Source organism: Streptomyces sp. NPDC111802 (genome assembly GCF_055634335.1).
Genome location: NZ_JBVKCZ010000007.1, coordinates 36,073 through 53,327 on the forward strand (window position 1 = coordinate 36,073; position 17,255 = coordinate 53,327).

Consider the following 17,255-nt stretch of genomic DNA (forward strand, 5'->3'; position numbering starts at 1 on the left):
TCGGCGGCGGCCCAACCTGTCGGTGGCCGGCCGGTGCTCACCTCCCGGGGCGGTCGTCGGTGTCCGGCTGCTCCAGATGGGACGCCAGGACGGCGGCCTGGACGCGGCGCTGGACGCCGAGTTTTGCCAGCAGCCGGGAGATGTGGTTCTTGATGGTCTTCTCCGAGAGATACAGCTTCTTGCCGATCTCGCGGTTGGTCAGGCCCTCGCCGATCAGGGCGAGGATGTCCCGTTCACGGGGCGACAGGCTCGCCAGCTCGGGAGCGATGGTCGGCGTCTCGGCGGGGTCGGCGCGCAGCGAGCGCATCAGACGGGCCGTGGTCGCGGGGTCGAGCATGGACTGGCCCGAGGCGACCGTGCGGACCGCGGAGACCAGGTCGGAGCCCCTGATCTGCTTGAGGACGTAGCCGGAGGCCCCGGCCATGATGGCGTCGAGCAGGGCGTCCTCGTCGTCGAAGGACGTCAGCATCAGACAGGCCAGCTCCGGCATCTGATTGCGCAGCTCGCGACAGACCGTGATGCCGTCGCCGTCCGGGAGGCGTACGTCGAGCACGGCGACGTGCGGGCGCAGCGCCGGGCCGCGGACGAGGGCGTGCTCTGCGGTGCCCGCGTCGCCGACCACGGAGATGTCCGGCTCGGCGTCGAGCAGGTCGGTCAGGCCCCGTCGTACGACCTCGTGGTCGTCCAGCAGGAACACCCGGATCGGATGCTGCTCCGTGAAGCGGCCTGTCTCGGTCATGACGACCCCCATGTTTCCGGTGGCTCACGGTCCGCGGACCACGGACTGCTCGGCATTCCGATCATTGCCCGCCGGGCCCGGATGCACCAGGGCCGATCGGCCCTAGGCGTCCAGAGGCGACGCCACCGGCCCGATCGGCACGTCCAGCGCGAAGTCGACGTCCACCGTTCTCACGTCCACCGTCGGGTTTCAGACGAGGCTGCCCGCGCCGTACGGGGCGTACAGGTCCAGCAGCCTGGTCCGGGCGGAGCGCAGGCGGTGGGCGAGCACGTCACCGACCCACACGGACACGGCCTGTCCCAGGGCCGGGTCGTCCTGGCACATCGACCGGACCGCGGTGGCGTCGAACTCGTACGCCCGCACCGGGGTCGTCGCCGCGGCGCCCAGGTGCCAGGCGTGCGGGGTGAACAGCCAGGACCAGCCGACGAGTTCGTTGTGCCGGATGATCTCGATGACGGCCGCCCGCCGGCCCGGCACGCGCATGTCGAGCTCGACGGTGCCGGTCCGGATGATCCAGAACCGGTCGGCCTTGCCGCCTTCCTCGAACAGGCGCGTCCCTTCCGCGAAGGACACCTCGCGGGCGACGCGCATGAGCCGCTGCCGGTGCTCGGTGGGCAGGGCGCGCAGCATGCTGGGCGTGGGTGTGGTGATCACGGCGTGCCTCCCGACGGGGTGCGGTCACTTCCACGGCCAGCGTCCGCCCGCGGCCGGCGACGGCCCATGGGCCACTCGGTCCTTCGTCCCGGGCCACTCGGCTCCGGCGAGGAGACGTCCGGCACCCTGCGCCGGCACCACGGCCGGTGCAGGCCCGTGCGGCCGAGCAGGGCCCCCGAACGGGCCCCGTGGACAGGGCCGTTCAGCCCTATGGTCGCGGACCTTCGGCACCCGGCCATCACCCCCGGATGCGGCCAGAGTGAGCATCGGCGGACACCGACCGGGACCGTCGCCCCTCGTTGCAGGGACCACCGATTCTGGAGGTCGAACCATGATCCGCACCATCACCCTCTGCGTCACCGCAGGCCTCGACGGCTCGCCGGAGAGCCGCGCGGCGGCCGAGTGGGCGGCCCGCGAAGCGCAGTTGCTCGGGCTGCCGCTGAAGTTGGTCCACGTCTGGGAGCCCGTACCGGCACCCATGGCGCAGGCACCGCTGCTCGGCGCTGAGCCCCAGCAGTACTGGAGCGAGCGGGTCCCCCGTGAGGCGGCGGAGGGCATCCGCCTGCGCCACCCAGGCCTGGACGTGACCACCGAGCAGCTGCCGGGCCGGCCCGCCGAAGCGCTGGCCGACGAGGCGAAGGACGCCGAACTGCTGGTCCTCGGCTCCCGTGGGCTGAGCGGGATCGGCGGTTTCATGGTCGGCTCGGTCGGACTCTCGGTCGTGGCGCACTCCGAGCGGCCGGTCGTCCTGGTCCGGGCCGGCGAGCAGGCCGCCGACGAGCACGAGACGGACCCCGCCGGCATCCCGTCCGCCGCGACCGCCTACCGGCCCGTCGTCCTGGGCCTGGACATCGAGAACCCGGACGACGAGCTGATCGACTTCGCGTTCGCCGCCGCCACCCGCCGCCGCACCTCCCTGCGGGTGGTGCACGGCTGGAACGTGCCCCTGTACTACGCGTACGGCCTGTCCGTGGACCTGGAGCTCCACGAATCCCTGGCACGGGCCCAAACCGCCGCCCTGACCGAGGTCCTGAGCCCGTGGCGCAAGAAGTACCCGGACGTCGAGGTCACGGCCGAGTCCCACTACGGCACCCCCGGCAGCCACCTCGTCGACGCCTCCCGCGAGGCCTCGCTGGTGGTCGTCGGCCGCCGGGTCCGCCGCGGCCCGGTCGGCGCGCACATCGGCCCCGTCACCCACGCCGTCCTCCATCACTCCACCGCCCCGGTCGCCGTCGTCCCACACGACTGACGGAGCCCACCCGGATGCATGAGCGGCAGGCGGCGGAGGTACTGGAAGGGGCGCCGTACTACGCCTCCGCCGAACGGCGCCGTGCGGGTGGCACCCGGAATGCGCTGGTGGACGCCTCGCGTGACGCCGACCGCATGGTCGCCTGGGCCAGGCGCCGGCAGGGCACCTCGGGCTCCTGCCGACGCGGCTGCCGGCCCGCCCGGTCGCCGTAGTGCCCGACCGGCGGTAAGCGTGTGAGCAGCGACGCCCCGCGCGGCAGCGCCGCCGCGTTGTCGCCGGTCAGCCCAGTTCCACCGTCCGATGACCTGAATCGACGACTTCCGGAGTCTCCCCATGTCCAAGGTCGAACACCGCGACGCCACCGTTCTCCACGACGACGAACTGCGCACCCTGGACGCCCACTGGCGGGCCGCCAACTACCTGGCCGCCGGACAGATCTATCTGATGGCGAACCCGCTGCTGACCGAGCCGCTCAAGCCCGAGCACATCAAGCCGCGGCTGCTCGGCCACTGGGGCACCTCACCGGGGCTGAACCTCGTCTACACCCACCTCAACCGGGTCATCAAGGCGCGCGGGCTCGACGCGCTGTGCGTATGGGGCCCGGGGCACGGCGGGCCGTCGGTGCTCGCCGGTTCGTGGCTGGACGGCAGCTACAGCGAGACCTACCCGGACGTGTCCCGCGATGGGCAGGGGATGGAGCGGCTGTTCCGGCAGTTCTCCTTCCCGGGCGGGGTGCCGAGCCATGTGGCGCCGGAGGTGCCGGGGTCCATCCATGAAGGCGGCGAGCTCGGCTACTCGCTCGCTCACGCCTACGGCGCCGCCCTCGACAACCCGGACCTGCTGGTCGCCTGCGTGATCGGCGACGGCGAGGCGGAGACCGGTCCGCTGGCCGCCTCCTGGCACTCCAACAAGTTCCTCGACCCGGTCCACGACGGCGCCGTCCTGCCCATCCTGCACCTCAACGGCTACAAGATCGCCAACCCGGCCGTGCTCGCCCGTCTGCCCGAGGCCGAACTCGACCAGCTGCTGCGGGGATACGGCCACGAGCCGATCCACGTCACCGGCGACGACCCCGCAGCCGTCCACCGGGCGATGGCCCAGGCCTTCGACGAGGCGCTGAACTGCATCGCCCTGATGCAACGCTCCGCCCGCGAGGGCGGCGTGGCCGAGCGCGTGCACTGGCCGATGATCGTGCTGCGCACGCCGAAGGGCTGGACCGGCCCGGCCGAGGTCGACGGCCTGCCGGTGGAGGGCACCTGGCGTGCCCATCAGGTCCCGCTGGCCGGCGTACGGGAGAACCCGGAGCATCTGCGGCAGCTGGAGGCATGGCTGCGCTCGTACCGGCCCGAGGAGCTGTTCCACCCGGACGGCCGGCCCGTCGCCGACGTGCTCGCCTGCGTTCCCGACGGTGCCCGGCGCCTGGGCGCGACCCCGTACGCCAATGGCGGTCTGCTGGTGCGCGACCTGCCCATCCGGTCCCTGGACTCCTTCGCCGTACCCGTCGAGAAGCCGGGCACCACCCTGCACGAGCCGACCCGGATCCTCGGAGACCTCCTCGAACAGGTCATGAAGGACACCGGTGCCCGCCGGGACTTCCGTCTCGTCGGCCCGGACGAGACCGCCTCCAACCGGCTTCAGGCCGTCTTCGACGCCAGCGGCAAGGCCTGGCAGGCGGGGACCCTTCCGGTCGACGAGCACCTCGACCGGCACGGCCGGGTGATGGAGATCCTCTCCGAACACCTCTGCCAGGGCTGGCTGGAGGGCTATCTCCTCACCGGCCGGCACGGGCTGTTCTCCTGCTACGAGGCGTTCGTGCACATCGTCGACTCGATGGTCAACCAGCACATCAAGTGGCTGAAGACCTCCAGGCGACTGCCGTGGCGCGCCCCGATCGCCTCCCTGAACTACCTGCTGACCTCGCATGTGTGGCGGCAGGACCACAACGGCTTCTCCCACCAGGACCCCGGGTTCGTCGACCACGTACTCAACAAGAGCCCCGAGGTCGTACGGGTCTATCTGCCGCCGGACGCCAACACGCTGCTGTCCGTCGCCGACCACGCCCTGCGCAGCCGCGACTACGTCAATGTGATCGTGGCCGGCAAGCAGCCCTGCTTCGACTGGCTGTCCATGGACGCCGCCCGCGCCCACTGCGCCCGCGGCGCCGGCATCTGGGACTGGGCCGGCACGGAGAACGGCGCCGAACCGGACGTCGTCCTCGCCTGCGCCGGCGACGTACCCACCCAGGAGATCCTGGCCGCCGCCCAGCTGCTGCGCCGCCACCTTCCCGACCTGGCCGTGCGCGTGGTCAACGTCGTCGACATGACCCGGCTGCTGCCGCGCGAGGAGCACCCGCACGGCATGGCGGAATTCGAGTACGACGGCCTGTTCACCAAGGACAAGCCGGTGATCTTCGCCTACCACGGCTACCCGTGGCTGATCCACCGCCTCGCCTACCGCCGCACCGGCCACCCGAACCTGCACGTGCGCGGCTACAAGGAGTCCGGCACCACGACCACGCCCTTCGACATGGTCGTCCGCAACGACCTCGACCGCTACCGCCTGGTCATGGACGTCATCGACCGCGTCCCCGGCCTCGCGGTGCGCGCCGCCGCCGTACGGCAGTCGATGGCCGACGCCCGCACCCGCCACCAGGCATGGATCCGCGAACACGGCACGGACCTCCCCGAGGTCGCCGACTGGACCTGGAACGCCTGAACACCTGCGGGGGCGAGTCGCCTGCCGCCGCTGTCGTCTTCGGCCGCCCTGGCGTGGTTCAGACCTCGCCCGGGCGGCCGCCCGCTGTGAGCAGGATGCCCGTGACCAGGTCGGGCCGGATACGGATCGCCTGGTCCATGGCCTGCTCCACCCAGGGCTCCACCAACGTCCGGCAATGGGCCAGGTCGTCGGGATCGGTCACCAGCCGGGCGTATCCGGTCACCACCACACTCCAGCCGAGACGCGTCCGCGGGTCGATCGCGTCGGCCTCGTAGGCGACGACCACACCCGGGTCGCCGGTCCGCTGGGTGCGCGAGGTCAGGGCGGCGCCCTCATGGGTGCGGATCACGATGTCCCCGCCGTCCAGGGCGTGGTTGACCGGGCGCACGGTCGGCAGGGCGTGCCGGGTGAAGACGATTCTTCCCAGCGAGACGCTGCCCAGCAGCCGCAGCGCCGTGGTGCCGTCGAGCTCGATGCGGCGGCGGGGTTCCGCGGGGGTCGGCCGGCTGTCGTCGTGGACCATGAGGGGCTTCCGTCGTGGGTGCGTCGCTCATCGGCGGGTCTGCGTATGAGCGGAGCGACACCGCGGGGGATCGGTGCCGCTCCTGTCTCCACTGTCTCCCTGTCCACGCACCGTGCCAAGGGCCGATGGGCCCCGATGCGGGTCAGGACGGTCAGGACTGTCAGGACGGCCCGGACGCCCCGTACGGCCTGGGTACGCCGAGGGTTCAGCGGCTTTCGCGACCGCGCCGTCACTCCAGCGTCGAACGCGGGACGATGTTCCGGCAGGTGCCGTCCGTCCTCCAGGCAGGGCCGAACGGCCCGACCTCCGCATCGGCGGGTCGGCGCCTCGGCGGGTCCGATTCCGTACCGTCGGGTGTGACGGGCCGGTAGCGTGACCCATGTCCGGAGCGGCCGGTGCGAGACCGCCCACGGGACCGGAGGAGACGCAGGTGGGAAGCGCCGAGGAGCCTCGGGAAGCCCGGGTACGGCTGCCGCAGCTGAGGCTGGACGAGCTGCTGGAGGAGCTCCAGGCCCGGCTGGACGCGGCACGCGGCACGCGCGACCGGGTGCACAGCCTGCTGGAGGCCGTGCTTTCGGTCGGCCGGGAGCTGGACCTGGAACAGGCACTGCGCAGCATTGTCGAGGCCGCCGCGGTGCTGGTCGACGCCGAGTACGCGGCCCTGGGAGTGATCGGGCCCGACGGCAAGCGCCTGTCCGCCTTCCACACCGTCGGGGTCAGCGAGGACCAGATCGCCAGGATCGGCCACTATCCGGAGGGCCACGGCATCCTCGGCGAACTCATCCGCCACCCCGAGCCGCTGCGCCTGGCGAAGATCTCCGAGCACCCGGCCTCGTACGGCTTCCCGCCGAACCATCCGCCGATGAACACCTTCCTCGGCGTTCCCATCCGGGTGCGCGATCAGGTCTTCGGCAATCTGTATCTGACGGAGATGCGGGGCGGGGCGCAGTTCGACGAGGAGGACGAGTCCGTCCTGTCGACCCTGGCGGTGGCGGCGGGCGTCGCCATCGACAACGCCCGCCTCTACGAGGAGTCCCGGCTGCGGGAGCGCTGGCTGCGGGCGAACGCGGAGATCACCCACACCCTGATGTCCGGCGGCGACCGCGGTGAGGTGCTCGCACTGATCGCCGAGCGCGCCCGGGAGATCACGGGCGCGGGGCTCGCCGTGGTCGCGATGCCGATGCAGGACACCGACTCGCTCAGCGTGGAGCTGGCCATCGGGCCGCAGGCGCAGACGCTGCGCGGACTGGTGCTGCCCGTCGACGGAAGCCTGATCGGCGAGGCCTTCTCCACGGTCACTCCCGTCACCAGCGCGGACGTCTCCCACGATGAACGCGTCCAGGCAGGGCCCCCGCGCTTCACCGGGCTCGGCCCCGCGGTCGCCGTCCCCGTCGGAACGGCAGAGGGGGGCGTACGCGGTGTCGTCCTGCTGATCCGCGGGGCGGGGCAGACGGTGTTCACCGGCAAGGAGATCGAACCGCTGCTGGGCTTCGCGGCGCAGGCCGCCGTCGCGATGGAGCTCGCGGAACGCAGGCAGGACGCCGAGGAGGTCGCCGTGCTCAAGGACCGCGACCGCATCGCCCGCGACCTGCACGACCTCGCGATCCAGCGGCTGTTCGCCACCGGCATGACCCTGCAGAGCGCGGGCCGCTTCATCGAGCACCCCGAGGCCTCCGAGCGCGTGGTGCGGGCGGTGGACGACCTGGACGAGACCATCAAGATCATCAGGTCCACGATCTTCGGCCTGCGCTCACGCGAGGGCACCGGCGGGTCCGGGCTGAGGGCGCGTGTGGTGCGGATCGCGGGGGAGGCGGCGCCGGTGCTGGGCTTCGCGCCCAGCGTGCGCATGGAGGGCCTGGTGGACACCCAGGTGCCGCGCGAGATCGCCGACCATGTGGTCGCCGTACTCTCCGAGGCCCTCACCAACATCGCCCGCCACGCCCACGCCGACCGCGCCGACATCGCCCTCACGGCCGACGCCCACCAGATCCGCCTCACGGTCACCGACAACGGGGTCGGCATCCCGGCCGACGGCCGCCGCAGCGGGCTGCGCAACATGGCGGAGCGGGCCCGGCAGTCGGGCGGCGAGCTGGAGCTGAACAGTCCGGCCGAGGGCGGCACCAGCTTGGTGTGGTGGGTGCCGACGCCGGCCGAGTAGCGCCCGGGCCGGGCAGGGCCGACCGGACGCAGCGCGGAAGGCTTGGGCCGACCGGACCGAATGCGGAGGGTATCGGCTGAATGGGGTGAATGGGCTGGATACCGAAGCCATGGGCCGGTCGGCCCCATCACCGGCCCATTCGCCTCTCGCGATCGTCCCCCGACGGGTGCGACCGTGAGATCGGAGCCCTGGTTGTCCGACAGGGCAGCCCGACAGAAGGCGGTGAGGGCGATGACACTCCCCCTGATCGTGGGCGTCGACGGATCGGACGCGAGCCTGGTGGCCGTCGACTGGGCGGTGGACGAGGCCGCCCGCGGCGGTCTCCCGCTGCGGCTGGTGTACGCCTCCCTGTGGGAGCGCTACGAGGGGGCCGTAGCGACCACAGCACAGGAACGTCCCGCCGAGCGCGTACTCGCCGAGGACATCGTCGCCTCGGCGGCCGACCGCGCCGCACGGCGGAACCCCGGTGTGAAGGTGACCACCGCCGTGCTCCCCGAGGACCCGGTCGAGGCCCTGCTGCACGAGGGCCACAACGCCTTCGCCCTGGTGACGGGGGAGCGAGGCCGCGGTGAGCTGAAGGGACTGCTGCTCGGATCGGTGAGCCTGGGCGTGGCCGCCCGCGCGCACCGCCCGGTGATCGTGGTCCGGGGGGACGACGCCGACCTGGTCGGCATGCACGAGCGGATCCTGTTCGGGGCCGGAGATCCGGGCACCGGTGGCCGGGCGGTGCGCTTCGCCTTCCGCGAGGCCGAGGCACGCGGATGCGAGCTCGACGCCGTACGCGCCTGGCGCTGGTCCGCACACGACGGCGTGGACCATCCCGCGCAGGAGCAGGAGGCGCGGGCGGCAGCTCGGCTCGACGAACTGCTGCGCGAGGCCGGGACCGAATACCCGGGCGTCCGGGTGCGCCGTATGACCGTCGAGGGCCCGCCCCGCCGCATCCTCGTGGACCGCTCGGCCGCCGCCGACCTCGTGATCATCGGGGCACGCCGACGGCACGGCCACTTCGGCCTCCAACTCGGGTCCGTGGGCCACACGCTGCTGCATCACGCGCACTGCCCGGTCGCGGTGGTGCCGGAGCTGGCGTGAAGCGTCGCTCTGGCACACCATCGATCCTTGGTCCAGTTCACTGAGAGGAGAGGGGGTGTTGAACCGGCTGGGGCCGCGTCGGCTTGGCGGTCACCGCCCCGGTTGAGACGGCGTCGTTGGGTCTTGCCGGAGGATGCCTCGACGGGGCTGGTGCCGCACAGGGCGGCGGCTCGGTCGATGTCGTACTCCGAGAACCGAACGAATTGTCGCGCCCTTCACAGACTGCATCTCCCGGCGGCGAGTGCCGTGATCGCGCACTCCGCGGCGTGCCGTGCCGCGAGCGCGGAGGGGAAGGGCCCGCAGCCGTGGGAGGCACGGCCGGCCGGTCCGTTCGTGATCCGCCACTGCCAGGCGGTGCTCGCGGCAGGGGCCGAAGGGTGGTGCCAGACGGGCTGTGCGGCGGAGGGTGCGTTCTCCGCCTGCTGGACCACCACGTCGTGGACCACTCCGCCGATCAGGGCCGAGGCGCGCCTTGCGTCGTCGTCGGTGGTCCAGTGGAGGGGGGTCGGGGTGGACTCCGACACTTCCAGGAGGACGTCGGTGAGCTCGGCCAGAGTCCGGTACAGCGCGGCACGAACCGCGTCGGTGTGCTGACGGCCCCACCGGCAGGGGGTCCGTTCGGCGAGTTCGTCCACGATGGCCTGCGCGGCGAGTTCGTCGAGAGGGTCGGGCTGTGCGAGGCGTTCCCGCGCCAGGGTTGCGGTAGCGCCCCATGCGAGGTCGTCGCGGGTCATGCCGGTGGCGCGGGCCAGCGTCCAGAGGCCCGCTGGGCCCAGGTCGTCGACCGTGTGCTGGATGCAGCGGGCGCTCGCGTCGGCCGCGGGCGGTACGTCGGCGTTCAGGAGGCCGGCGCGTACCTCGGTGGCCGCGCTCACGTCGCCCGGTTGCAGCGCGCCCGGCGGCAGCGCGGCCGCTGTGTGGAGCACGCGCTCGTGGACGCGCCGTGCCGGATGAGCGCCTGGGGGCGGCGAGGGGCGTCCTGACAGGGAGCACAGGGCGTCCAGCAGGTCCGTCGGCACAACTCTCAGGTTGATGCACGCCTTCGACAGACGGCCGTCCATCCTGTCCTCCCCCTTTCCGCTCTCCGGGATGGCCGGCTGTTCCGGCGCGGTTCCCCTTGAACCGCGCCGGAACAGCCTTGTTCTGTGGCTGTGTCAGTCGTCCAGCACGGCCAGGGCGTCGATCTCCACGAGGAGTCCCGGCGGGAGCTGCATGTAGACGGTGGTGCGGGCGGGGAAGGGCTCGGCGACGGACGCGGCATACGCCTCGTTCAGCTCGGGCAGGTGGGCGGGGTCGGTGAGGTAGACGCGGAGCATGACGACGTCCTCCAGGCCCGCGCCGGCCGCCTTGAGCACGGCGGTGACATTGCGCAGGACCTGTGCGGTCTGCTCGGCGACGGTGGTGCCGACGACCGCGCCGGTGTCGGGGTCGAAGGGGAGCTGTCCGGAGACCTGCAGGACGGGGCCCTTGCGGATGCCCTGGGAGAGCGGGGCCGGGAGAGAGGGGGCGTTCTCGGTGGTGATGACGGTTCTGGTCACGGTGTTCCTTGAAGCGGTGGTGATCCCTGAAGGGGGTGAGCAGGCAAAACACATACGGGCGTCAGTTCCAGGCCTGGCGTTCCCGGCTGCGGGGGTCGTCGATCTGGGTCCACTCGGCGTCGATGTGCATCGTGGCCCTGCGCTCGGTGTCGTAGGGGTCCCAGCCGGGGTCGCCGGTGGCGGCGAACCGGATCCAGGTCTCGTGCATGCGGTCCGCAAGATCCGCGGGGGGCTTGTCGGGGCCGAGCAGGGCGCTGGGGCCGTTCAGCTCGGGCCGGTCTGCGAGGTCGAAGACGAAGGGCAGCTCGACCGCGTGGGTGGCGCCGAGCTCTCCGTCCAGGGCCTGGGAGCGCCAGGCGAACTCGTACGCGTAGGTGGCGGACGCCGGATGGGCGGCATGGGCGCCGGCCAGAGCGCGGCTGCCCGCACCGAACAGGGCGTCGGCCATGATGGCGGACCGCAGTTCCGCGTAGGAGGCCTCGGGGCGGGACTTACGGTAGGTCTCGACGAGCCGCGCCGGATCCGGGTGCGAGCGCGCCGCCGCCTCGTCGACGTCGGCTGCGGTCGAGGTGGCGTACTTGCCCACCGGGACCAGGTAGAGGTTGCCCTCCTCGGTGTTGGTGCCGACGAGCAGGTCGACGTCGGCGGCGAGGCCGGCGGCGACGGATGCGGCGGGCTGAGTGTCGAGGACGAGGCTGAAGGGGCTGAGGCCGATCAGCGGGTCGCCGTGGGTCTCGGTCTGCAGGTCGATGCCCGCTAGCTGGGAGGCGGCCTCGACCAGGCGCTCGTCGGAGATGTCCGCGAAGGCGTCGACGTGGGGTTCGATGCCCAGGGCCGCGGCGGCCGCGGCGGTGACGCGGGCGGCCTGCTCAGTGCTGAACGCGCCCAGGCCGCTGCCGCTCTGCACGATCGCCCTGCGGAACAGACCCGTGGCCTCCGCGGTGGCGAGGACGCCGCCGACGATGGTGGCCCCGGCCGACTGGCCGAAGAGCGTGGCGTTGTCCGGGTCACCGCCGAACCCGGCGATGTTCTCCCGCACCCAGCGCAGCGCGGCGACGACGTCGAGCAGACCGCGGTTGGCGGGGGCCCCGGGCAGGTCCAGGAACCCGGCGATGCCGAGCCGGTAGTTGAGCGTGACGAGGACGACGCCGTCGCGGGCGAAGGCGGAACCGTCGTACATCGCGGACCGTGTCGATCCGGCGACGAATCCGCCGCCGTGCACGAACACCATGACGGGCAGGTCGCTCTGCGCGACGGCGGGCGTCCACACGTTGACGGTGAGGTAGTCCTCGCCCCGGCTCCAGCCGGTGCCGAAGTAGGGGGCCATGTCGATGCTGCCGAGCTTGCGCTCGGACTGCGGCGCGTTGGGTCCGGGGACAGTGGCGTCCCGTACGCCGCCCCACGGCTCATGCGGCTCGGGCGGCGCGAAGCGGCCGGCGCCCAGGGGCGGGGCGGCATAGGGGATGTTCAGGAAGGCAGCGGTGCCGTCCTCCTGGCGCAGACCGCGCACGGCTCCCTGCGCGGTGGTCACGACGGGTTCGGGGTGGTGGTTCATCTCTGGTGCCTTTCCGCGGGCTTCAGCCCTGCTCGGTGTACGGGGTGAAGGGCGCCCAGCCCTTGATGGCGAAGGTGCTTCCCTCGCGTACGACTTCGGTGGCGCCGTGCCCGCCCAGGTGCGCGGGGATCACGAGGGCGTTGTTGTCGGCGGCCCAGCCCAGCACCTTGCGGCGGGTGGCGCGGGCGCCGGCGGGGTCCTCGCAGAAGCAGCTGTTGGCGTCCGGGTCCAGGATCTGCACCGGGTTGTGCAGCATGTCGCCTACGAACACCGCGCGGTCCGCGCCGGAGGTGAGAGTCAGCACGGAGGAGCCGGGCGTGTGCCCGGGAGCCGTGTCCAGGCGCAGGTTCGCGTCGATCTGGTGGCTGTTCTCCCACAGCTGCGTCAGGCCGGCCTGGTGCACCGGGGCCACGCTGTCCTCGAAGACGTTCTGGTTGCCGCGGCCGAGCAGCGGCTGGTGGCCGTTCTCGGGGTTCCAGAAGTCGAAGTCGTCCTTCGGCATCAGGTAGGTGGCGTTGGGGAAGGTGGGCACCCAGCTCCGGCCGTCCAGGTAGGTGTTCCAGCCGACGTGATCGATGTGGAGATGCGTGTTGATCACGATGTCCACGTCCTCCGGTTGGACACCGGCCCGGGCGAGGTTGGCCAGGAAGTCCGTTTCGAGGTGGCTCCAGACCGGGGCGTAGGGACGCTCCTTGTGGTTGCCCACGCCGGTGTCGACCAGGATCGTCTTGCCCTCGCTGCGCAGCAGCCAGGTCTGGATCGCGGAATTGACGATGTTGGTCTCGGAATCCAGGAAATGCGGGGTCAGCCAGTCGGTACCGCCCTCCCAGATTTCCTTCGAGCTTTCCGGGAAGAAGGTGTCGGGCGTCATTTCGACGGAACCGTAGTATTCCCATACCCGGGTGATGGAGACATTGCCGAGGGTGATCTGTTCCATGGGATTTCCTTGGAATTCGGGGGATTTACTCAACCGTACGAGCGACCCCGGTGGGCACGGTATCCGTCACGTGACTGCACCTGTATGAACAGCTCTGAGAACGGGTCTTCCCCTTACAGGCCGGCGAAAGGCGGCTCTCGTTCCGGGTTCCATATTCACCGACTACGACGTGCTGATCCTCGCCCGGGCCTGCCGGTGATGACGGGCAACGAGGTGTGCAGCAGGCAGCAGACTCAACGAGCGGACGGACCCGCCACGCATTCTCATGCTGGCGGCGGCCGGGGACATCAGGGACAAGGTCTACGGCCTGGAACAGCTCGGCACCGACGACTACCTGGCCAAACCCTTCGGCTTCGCCGAACTCGTCACCCGGGCCCGAGCGTTGAGCCACCGCGCCCCGAAACCGCCACCGGTCGTCCTGCAGTTGGGCGGCATCGTCCTTGAAGGCGTTCGCCGTACTGGAGATGCTGATGAAGGCACGCGGCGACGCGGTGACCCACCGGGAGCTCGTACGCGCCGTCTGGGACGAGAATCTCAACCCCCCGCACCAGCGCGGTCCGTGCCACCGTCAGCCGACTGCGCGCCAAGCCCGGCAACCCGGACGCCATCACCACGGACACCGGTGAGGGTTACGTCGGCGTGGCACTGCTCGCCTTCGTCGTGGTCCTGGCCCGGTACGGGACGGCGCAGCGGGTCCGGAGCATAGAAGTGGTCGCATCCGTCTGCGACCGGGCGGCCACGGAAGACGTGTGCCCCCGCGTTCCGATGGCCCCTACGTCTGTTACGGCTACGAGTTCGTCCCCGCTGCGACTACCGGCCGACGCCATCGGCCTCCGGCTGACCGACCGCACCGTGCGCGTGGTGCAGGACACGGTTCTCCAGCAGTTGCTGCTCTGGTCCGGGATCGGGCTGGTGGCTCGCCGGCCGGGCACTCGCACCGGTCCCTGCCATGACGGACATCGCCCGCCGGATCAGCGAACAGCACCCCGCACGAACGCCTCGCGCTCACCGGCCCCGACGACGAACTGCACAGGCTCGCCAGCACCTTCGACAGCATGCTCGACCGGCTGGAGAAGTCCTTCGAGAGCCAGCGTCGCTTCGTCGCCATTGGGCGAGACCGAAGAGAGCGATCTCAGGGACGCCGCACATCAGGCGGTCGGGAAACTGCTGCCCCAGGCCGAGGAGAAGAAGGTCTCCCTCGAACTGGCAGCCGAGGGACCGATGCCGGTCATCGGAGACCCGGTGCTGCTGCGCCATCCGGTGACGGACCTGGTGGACAACGCCGCGCGGTACAACCGGCCCGGCGGAACGGAATGAGTCCGGCTCACCGCATCGATCGCACAGGCGCACGCGGCCCGCGTCACCGCCCGCCCGAGACAGGGCGGCGGACTCACCGTCTCGGTCACGTTCACCGGCACCTGACCACCACTTGGTCTATCCGGCTCGGGCGCGTTCGCACCGGTCGCTGAGGACGGCGCAGCTCACTGCGGCAGCCTGGGCCGGGCCGTGCGGCAACGGGATGTTCACTCTCTCGGAGGGGACCACGGTGGTGCGGTCGGGGTCCGAGGCGAGTGGGTCCAAGGCTCGTACGAGCGCGGTCAGGGTCGCGTCGAGGCGATCGATGTGCAGCAGCAGGCGGTGCTCCGGCGACGGCCAGTTGCGGCTCAAGGGTTGCTCCTCCGAAAGCCGGGACAGCGCCCTGCTAGCCGTGGGGCGTGCCATGTGGGAGGCGTTGCCCGGTCCATGACCGGCAACGCGGATCAGGTGGGTCACGGTCTCGTGCGCGCGTTCGGCCGCGGCGGTGAGGCTGGTGGCGCACTCCGGGACGTGGCCCGCCGGCAGACGTTCGGCCGTGGCGGCCAGGCTCCGTGCGTGGTACGCGCCGGCTTCAAGAAGTTCCAGCAGGTGGCGGACGTGGTGACGGCGGCGGCGCTGCGGAGTGAGCGGATGGGTGAGGGGCAGGCAGGCCTTGCGGAAGGATTCCAGTGCCTGGTCGAGGTCGTGTGCCGCGCGGACCCATCTCGTCGGGGCTTCCGTGTTCGTGCTTCCCGCCGCGACGGTCCGAAGGAGGCGGTCGAGGACGCGCAGGAAGCCGACCAGTTCCTCGTCACTGGCCCGGCGGACCGTGGTGGGAAGCACGAGGACGGCCGCAAGGATCCCGCAGGACACTCCCAGCGCGGTCTCCTGGACACGCAGGAGCAGCACGTGCGTCGAGAAGGTGTCCATCAGCGCGAGCAGCATGCCGAGCGTGCCGGTGATGAAGAACGTCACGGCCCAGTAGGCGTGCGACGGGGTGCAGAACATCCCGAACATGCACAGCAGGAGCAGGACCAGGAGGACGGGGCCGTCTCCGCCGACCAGGGAGGCAAGGCCGTAGCCGAACACCACGCCGAGGACCGTGCCCGCCAGCCGCCGGAGGCTCTGCAGCAGTACCTCGCCGGTGCTCTCGTTCTTGATGAACACGACCCATGCGGCCGCGACGGCCCAGTACCACAGGTGCGGCGACAGGAGATGGCCGCCCGCGATGGCGAGGGCCGAGGCAGCCGTCACCTGAAACGCCTGGCGGGTGGCTCCCCGCTTCAGGCTTTCGGTGTCCGTGCCCCTGTGCGGCAGCGCCCCGAAGGGGGGTGAGGCGTGCTTGCGTGGAGGTGTCCGGCGTCCTGCCGGGCGGTCGCGTGGGCCGAGAACCCGCAGGGCTTCGGCGAGTTCGTCGACCGCGGGGAAGCAGTCCAGCACGAGTACGGGACCGGTCGGCCGGTTCGCCGGGCCGCCTTCGTACCCGTCTGCGCACCGCTCGGCTGCGCAAGTAGTTCCCACGGTGGGCTGGTGCCGGAGAGCCCGGATCCGCTGGGCGAGCCGCTGTCGCGCCGTCCGTTCCGCCAGATCGTTGCGTGCCGCCGGCGTGCGCATCGCACGGACCGCCAGTACGGCCAGGCGCTGCGCGGCCACCTCCACCCGGCTGAGGTGCGGCAGCAGGGCCTCGGTGTCCTCGTCGGCGGCGCGCTCGTCGACGAAGTCCTCGATCAGCAGCACAGACGCGTGCAGTGTGTCGAGGCGGTCCTGCAACGATCGGCTCCGGGTGTCGATGTCCTGCCCGGTGGCGACCGTCGCAGCCGTGTCCCGCAGGACGTCGTGCAGACGCACGTCGAATGTGTGCCGCAGCCGCCTCAGGGCTTCGGACGCCGTGATGGGGCCGACGCAGTACCAGACGGCCGTGACGGCCGCGAACGCCACGAGTACCGATGCCCCGAGCTGCGGAAGGCGGTCTGCCCGGGCCTGGGTGAACTGAGACAGCAGGAAGGCCATGAAACCGAAGATCCCCAGGCCCAGCCCGCGCGGGCCGAACCGGCGGGCCTGAACGGCGAGGTGGATCACCACCAGGAAGATCAGCCCGGCTGCTGTCGGGTACGGCGTCAGCGCGGCTCCGGCGGACAGAGACGCGAGGGAGAGCGGAACGCCGAGTCCGAGGGTGATGAGCTGGTTGCGCGGGTGCAGGTCGCTGATGGCCAGTGACGTCGTCATCGCGGTGAAGCCGCCGACCACCAGCGCCGTCTCTGGCGCTCGCAGCGCTGTCAGCACGGCAAGGGTCGCTGCGGTGCCGAGTACGGCGCGCATCGCGGAGGCCAGACGCATGAGCCCGGGGTCGAAGGCGGCGAAGCGGTCCCACAGCGATGTCGTTGTCCTTGCCGCCATGGGGATCTCCGGAGGTCCTTTCGCGTGTGCACGGCCGTGCGGGAGCCTTCGGGTTCTGACCGGCCACCGCCCGCGTCACCAGTCTCGGCATGCGGGGGTTCCGTCCGGTATGCGTCAGGTGACTGCTTCCGGTGGTTCTGCAGCACGTGGGCGTCCATTGCCGGCGTCGGCGACCGCGCAGCGCTTACAGGCCTGCACCCGTCGACGATGGCTTACGGGTTCAAGGTGCTAAGCAGGGCACGGACTTGGGACGGACAGCCGCCAGGCGCCCACGATTCTGTGGCCGGACGAACAGCCGGGGGTATGCGTCACGTGACTGCATCGGTGCTGGTCGGCCAGGAGGTGGGGCGTTTGCGCCTGCCGGCCGGTTGTCCCGCCGTGGCGATCCCGAGGCCGATGGTGCGG

At 71.3% G+C, this 17,255-nt stretch carries 14 protein-coding genes and 2 pseudogenes; 7 read left to right on the forward strand and 9 right to left on the reverse strand.

Annotation, left to right across the window (positions count from 1 at the left end; genetic code table 11):
• Positions 1 to 37 precede the first annotated feature (37 nt).
• Both ACZ7NC_RS09295 and ACZ7NC_RS09300 read right to left on the reverse strand, forming a co-directional pair.
• Complete coding sequence (locus ACZ7NC_RS09295) at positions 38 to 739, reverse strand: response regulator (protein WP_471486344.1); 702 nt, start codon at positions 737 to 739, stop codon at positions 38 to 40.
• Positions 740 to 928: 189 nt separating this feature from the next.
• A complete protein-coding gene (locus ACZ7NC_RS09300; protein WP_471486346.1) occupies positions 929 to 1,393 on the reverse strand; it encodes a cyclic nucleotide-binding domain-containing protein in 465 nt (154 codons plus the stop codon).
• A gap of 331 nt (positions 1,394 to 1,724) precedes the next feature.
• Here ACZ7NC_RS09300 and ACZ7NC_RS09305 point away from each other — a divergent pair, with 331 nt between their 5' ends.
• The 3 genes from ACZ7NC_RS09305 (at position 1,725) to ACZ7NC_RS09315 (ending at position 5,357) form a co-directional block, all read left to right on the forward strand.
• On the forward strand, positions 1,725 to 2,642 hold the full coding sequence (locus tag ACZ7NC_RS09305) for a universal stress protein (RefSeq protein ID WP_471486347.1): 918 nt from the start codon (positions 1,725 to 1,727) through the stop codon (positions 2,640 to 2,642).
• 14 nt (positions 2,643 to 2,656) lie between these two features.
• Complete coding sequence (locus ACZ7NC_RS09310) at positions 2,657 to 2,854, forward strand: hypothetical protein (protein WP_471486349.1); 198 nt, start codon at positions 2,657 to 2,659, stop codon at positions 2,852 to 2,854.
• 121 nt (positions 2,855 to 2,975) lie between these two features.
• On the forward strand, positions 2,976 to 5,357 hold the full coding sequence (locus ACZ7NC_RS09315; RefSeq protein ID WP_471486351.1) for a phosphoketolase family protein: 2,382 nt from the start codon (positions 2,976 to 2,978) through the stop codon (positions 5,355 to 5,357).
• Between the two features lie 58 nt (positions 5,358 to 5,415).
• Here ACZ7NC_RS09315 and ACZ7NC_RS09320 read toward each other — a convergent pair whose 3' ends face one another.
• Positions 5,416 to 5,880, reverse strand: coding sequence for a pyridoxamine 5'-phosphate oxidase family protein (locus ACZ7NC_RS09320; RefSeq protein WP_471486353.1), 465 nt, complete (start codon positions 5,878 to 5,880; stop codon positions 5,416 to 5,418).
• A 430-nt stretch (positions 5,881 to 6,310) separates the two neighbouring features.
• Here ACZ7NC_RS09320 and ACZ7NC_RS09325 point away from each other — a divergent pair, with 430 nt between their 5' ends.
• Both ACZ7NC_RS09325 and ACZ7NC_RS09330 read left to right on the forward strand, forming a co-directional pair.
• A complete protein-coding gene (locus ACZ7NC_RS09325; protein WP_471486355.1) occupies positions 6,311 to 8,038 on the forward strand; it encodes a sensor histidine kinase in 1,728 nt (575 codons plus the stop codon).
• Positions 8,039 to 8,269: 231 nt separating this feature from the next.
• On the forward strand, positions 8,270 to 9,127 hold the full coding sequence (locus ACZ7NC_RS09330) for a universal stress protein (protein ID WP_471486357.1): 858 nt from the start codon (positions 8,270 to 8,272) through the stop codon (positions 9,125 to 9,127).
• A gap of 71 nt (positions 9,128 to 9,198) precedes the next feature.
• On the opposite strand, the pseudogene ACZ7NC_RS09335 reads toward ACZ7NC_RS09330, so the two are convergent.
• The 5 genes and pseudogenes from ACZ7NC_RS09335 to ACZ7NC_RS09355 all read right to left on the reverse strand — a co-directional run.
• Positions 9,199 to 9,294, reverse strand: a pseudogene (locus ACZ7NC_RS09335) (transposase); the annotation flags it as partial.
• 48 nt (positions 9,295 to 9,342) lie between these two features.
• The gene (locus ACZ7NC_RS09340) at positions 9,343 to 10,188 is read right to left on the reverse strand and encodes a hypothetical protein (RefSeq protein WP_471486359.1); all 846 of its coding nucleotides are present in this window, start codon (positions 10,186 to 10,188) and stop codon (positions 9,343 to 9,345) included.
• Positions 10,189 to 10,281: 93 nt separating this feature from the next.
• Positions 10,282 to 10,665 (reverse strand): RidA family protein, encoded by a 384-nt coding sequence (locus ACZ7NC_RS09345; RefSeq protein ID WP_471486361.1) that lies wholly within the window; start codon positions 10,663 to 10,665, stop codon positions 10,282 to 10,284.
• Between the two features lie 61 nt (positions 10,666 to 10,726).
• On the reverse strand, positions 10,727 to 12,220 hold the full coding sequence (locus ACZ7NC_RS09350) for a carboxylesterase/lipase family protein (protein ID WP_471486363.1): 1,494 nt from the start codon (positions 12,218 to 12,220) through the stop codon (positions 10,727 to 10,729).
• 22 nt (positions 12,221 to 12,242) lie between these two features.
• Positions 12,243 to 13,157, reverse strand: coding sequence for an MBL fold metallo-hydrolase (locus ACZ7NC_RS09355; protein WP_471486365.1), 915 nt, complete (start codon positions 13,155 to 13,157; stop codon positions 12,243 to 12,245).
• Between the two features lie 151 nt (positions 13,158 to 13,308).
• On the opposite strand from ACZ7NC_RS09355, the pseudogene ACZ7NC_RS09360 reads away from it, so the two are divergent.
• Together ACZ7NC_RS09360 and ACZ7NC_RS09365 are read left to right on the forward strand one after the other, a co-directional pair.
• Positions 13,309 to 13,790 (forward strand): annotated as a pseudogene (locus tag ACZ7NC_RS09360) (winged helix-turn-helix domain-containing protein); the annotation flags it as partial.
• Positions 13,791 to 14,264: 474 nt separating this feature from the next.
• Positions 14,265 to 14,474 carry a hypothetical protein gene (locus tag ACZ7NC_RS09365; RefSeq protein WP_471486731.1) on the forward strand — a complete coding sequence of 70 codons (210 nt, stop codon included), beginning with the start codon at positions 14,265 to 14,267 and terminating at the stop codon, positions 14,472 to 14,474.
• A 117-nt stretch (positions 14,475 to 14,591) separates the two neighbouring features.
• Here the strand turns inward: ACZ7NC_RS09365 and ACZ7NC_RS09370 are convergent, their stop codons facing one another.
• Positions 14,592 to 16,850 (reverse strand): FUSC family protein, encoded by a 2,259-nt coding sequence (locus ACZ7NC_RS09370; RefSeq protein WP_471486367.1) that lies wholly within the window; start codon positions 16,848 to 16,850, stop codon positions 14,592 to 14,594.
• Positions 16,851 to 17,255 lie beyond the last annotated feature (405 nt).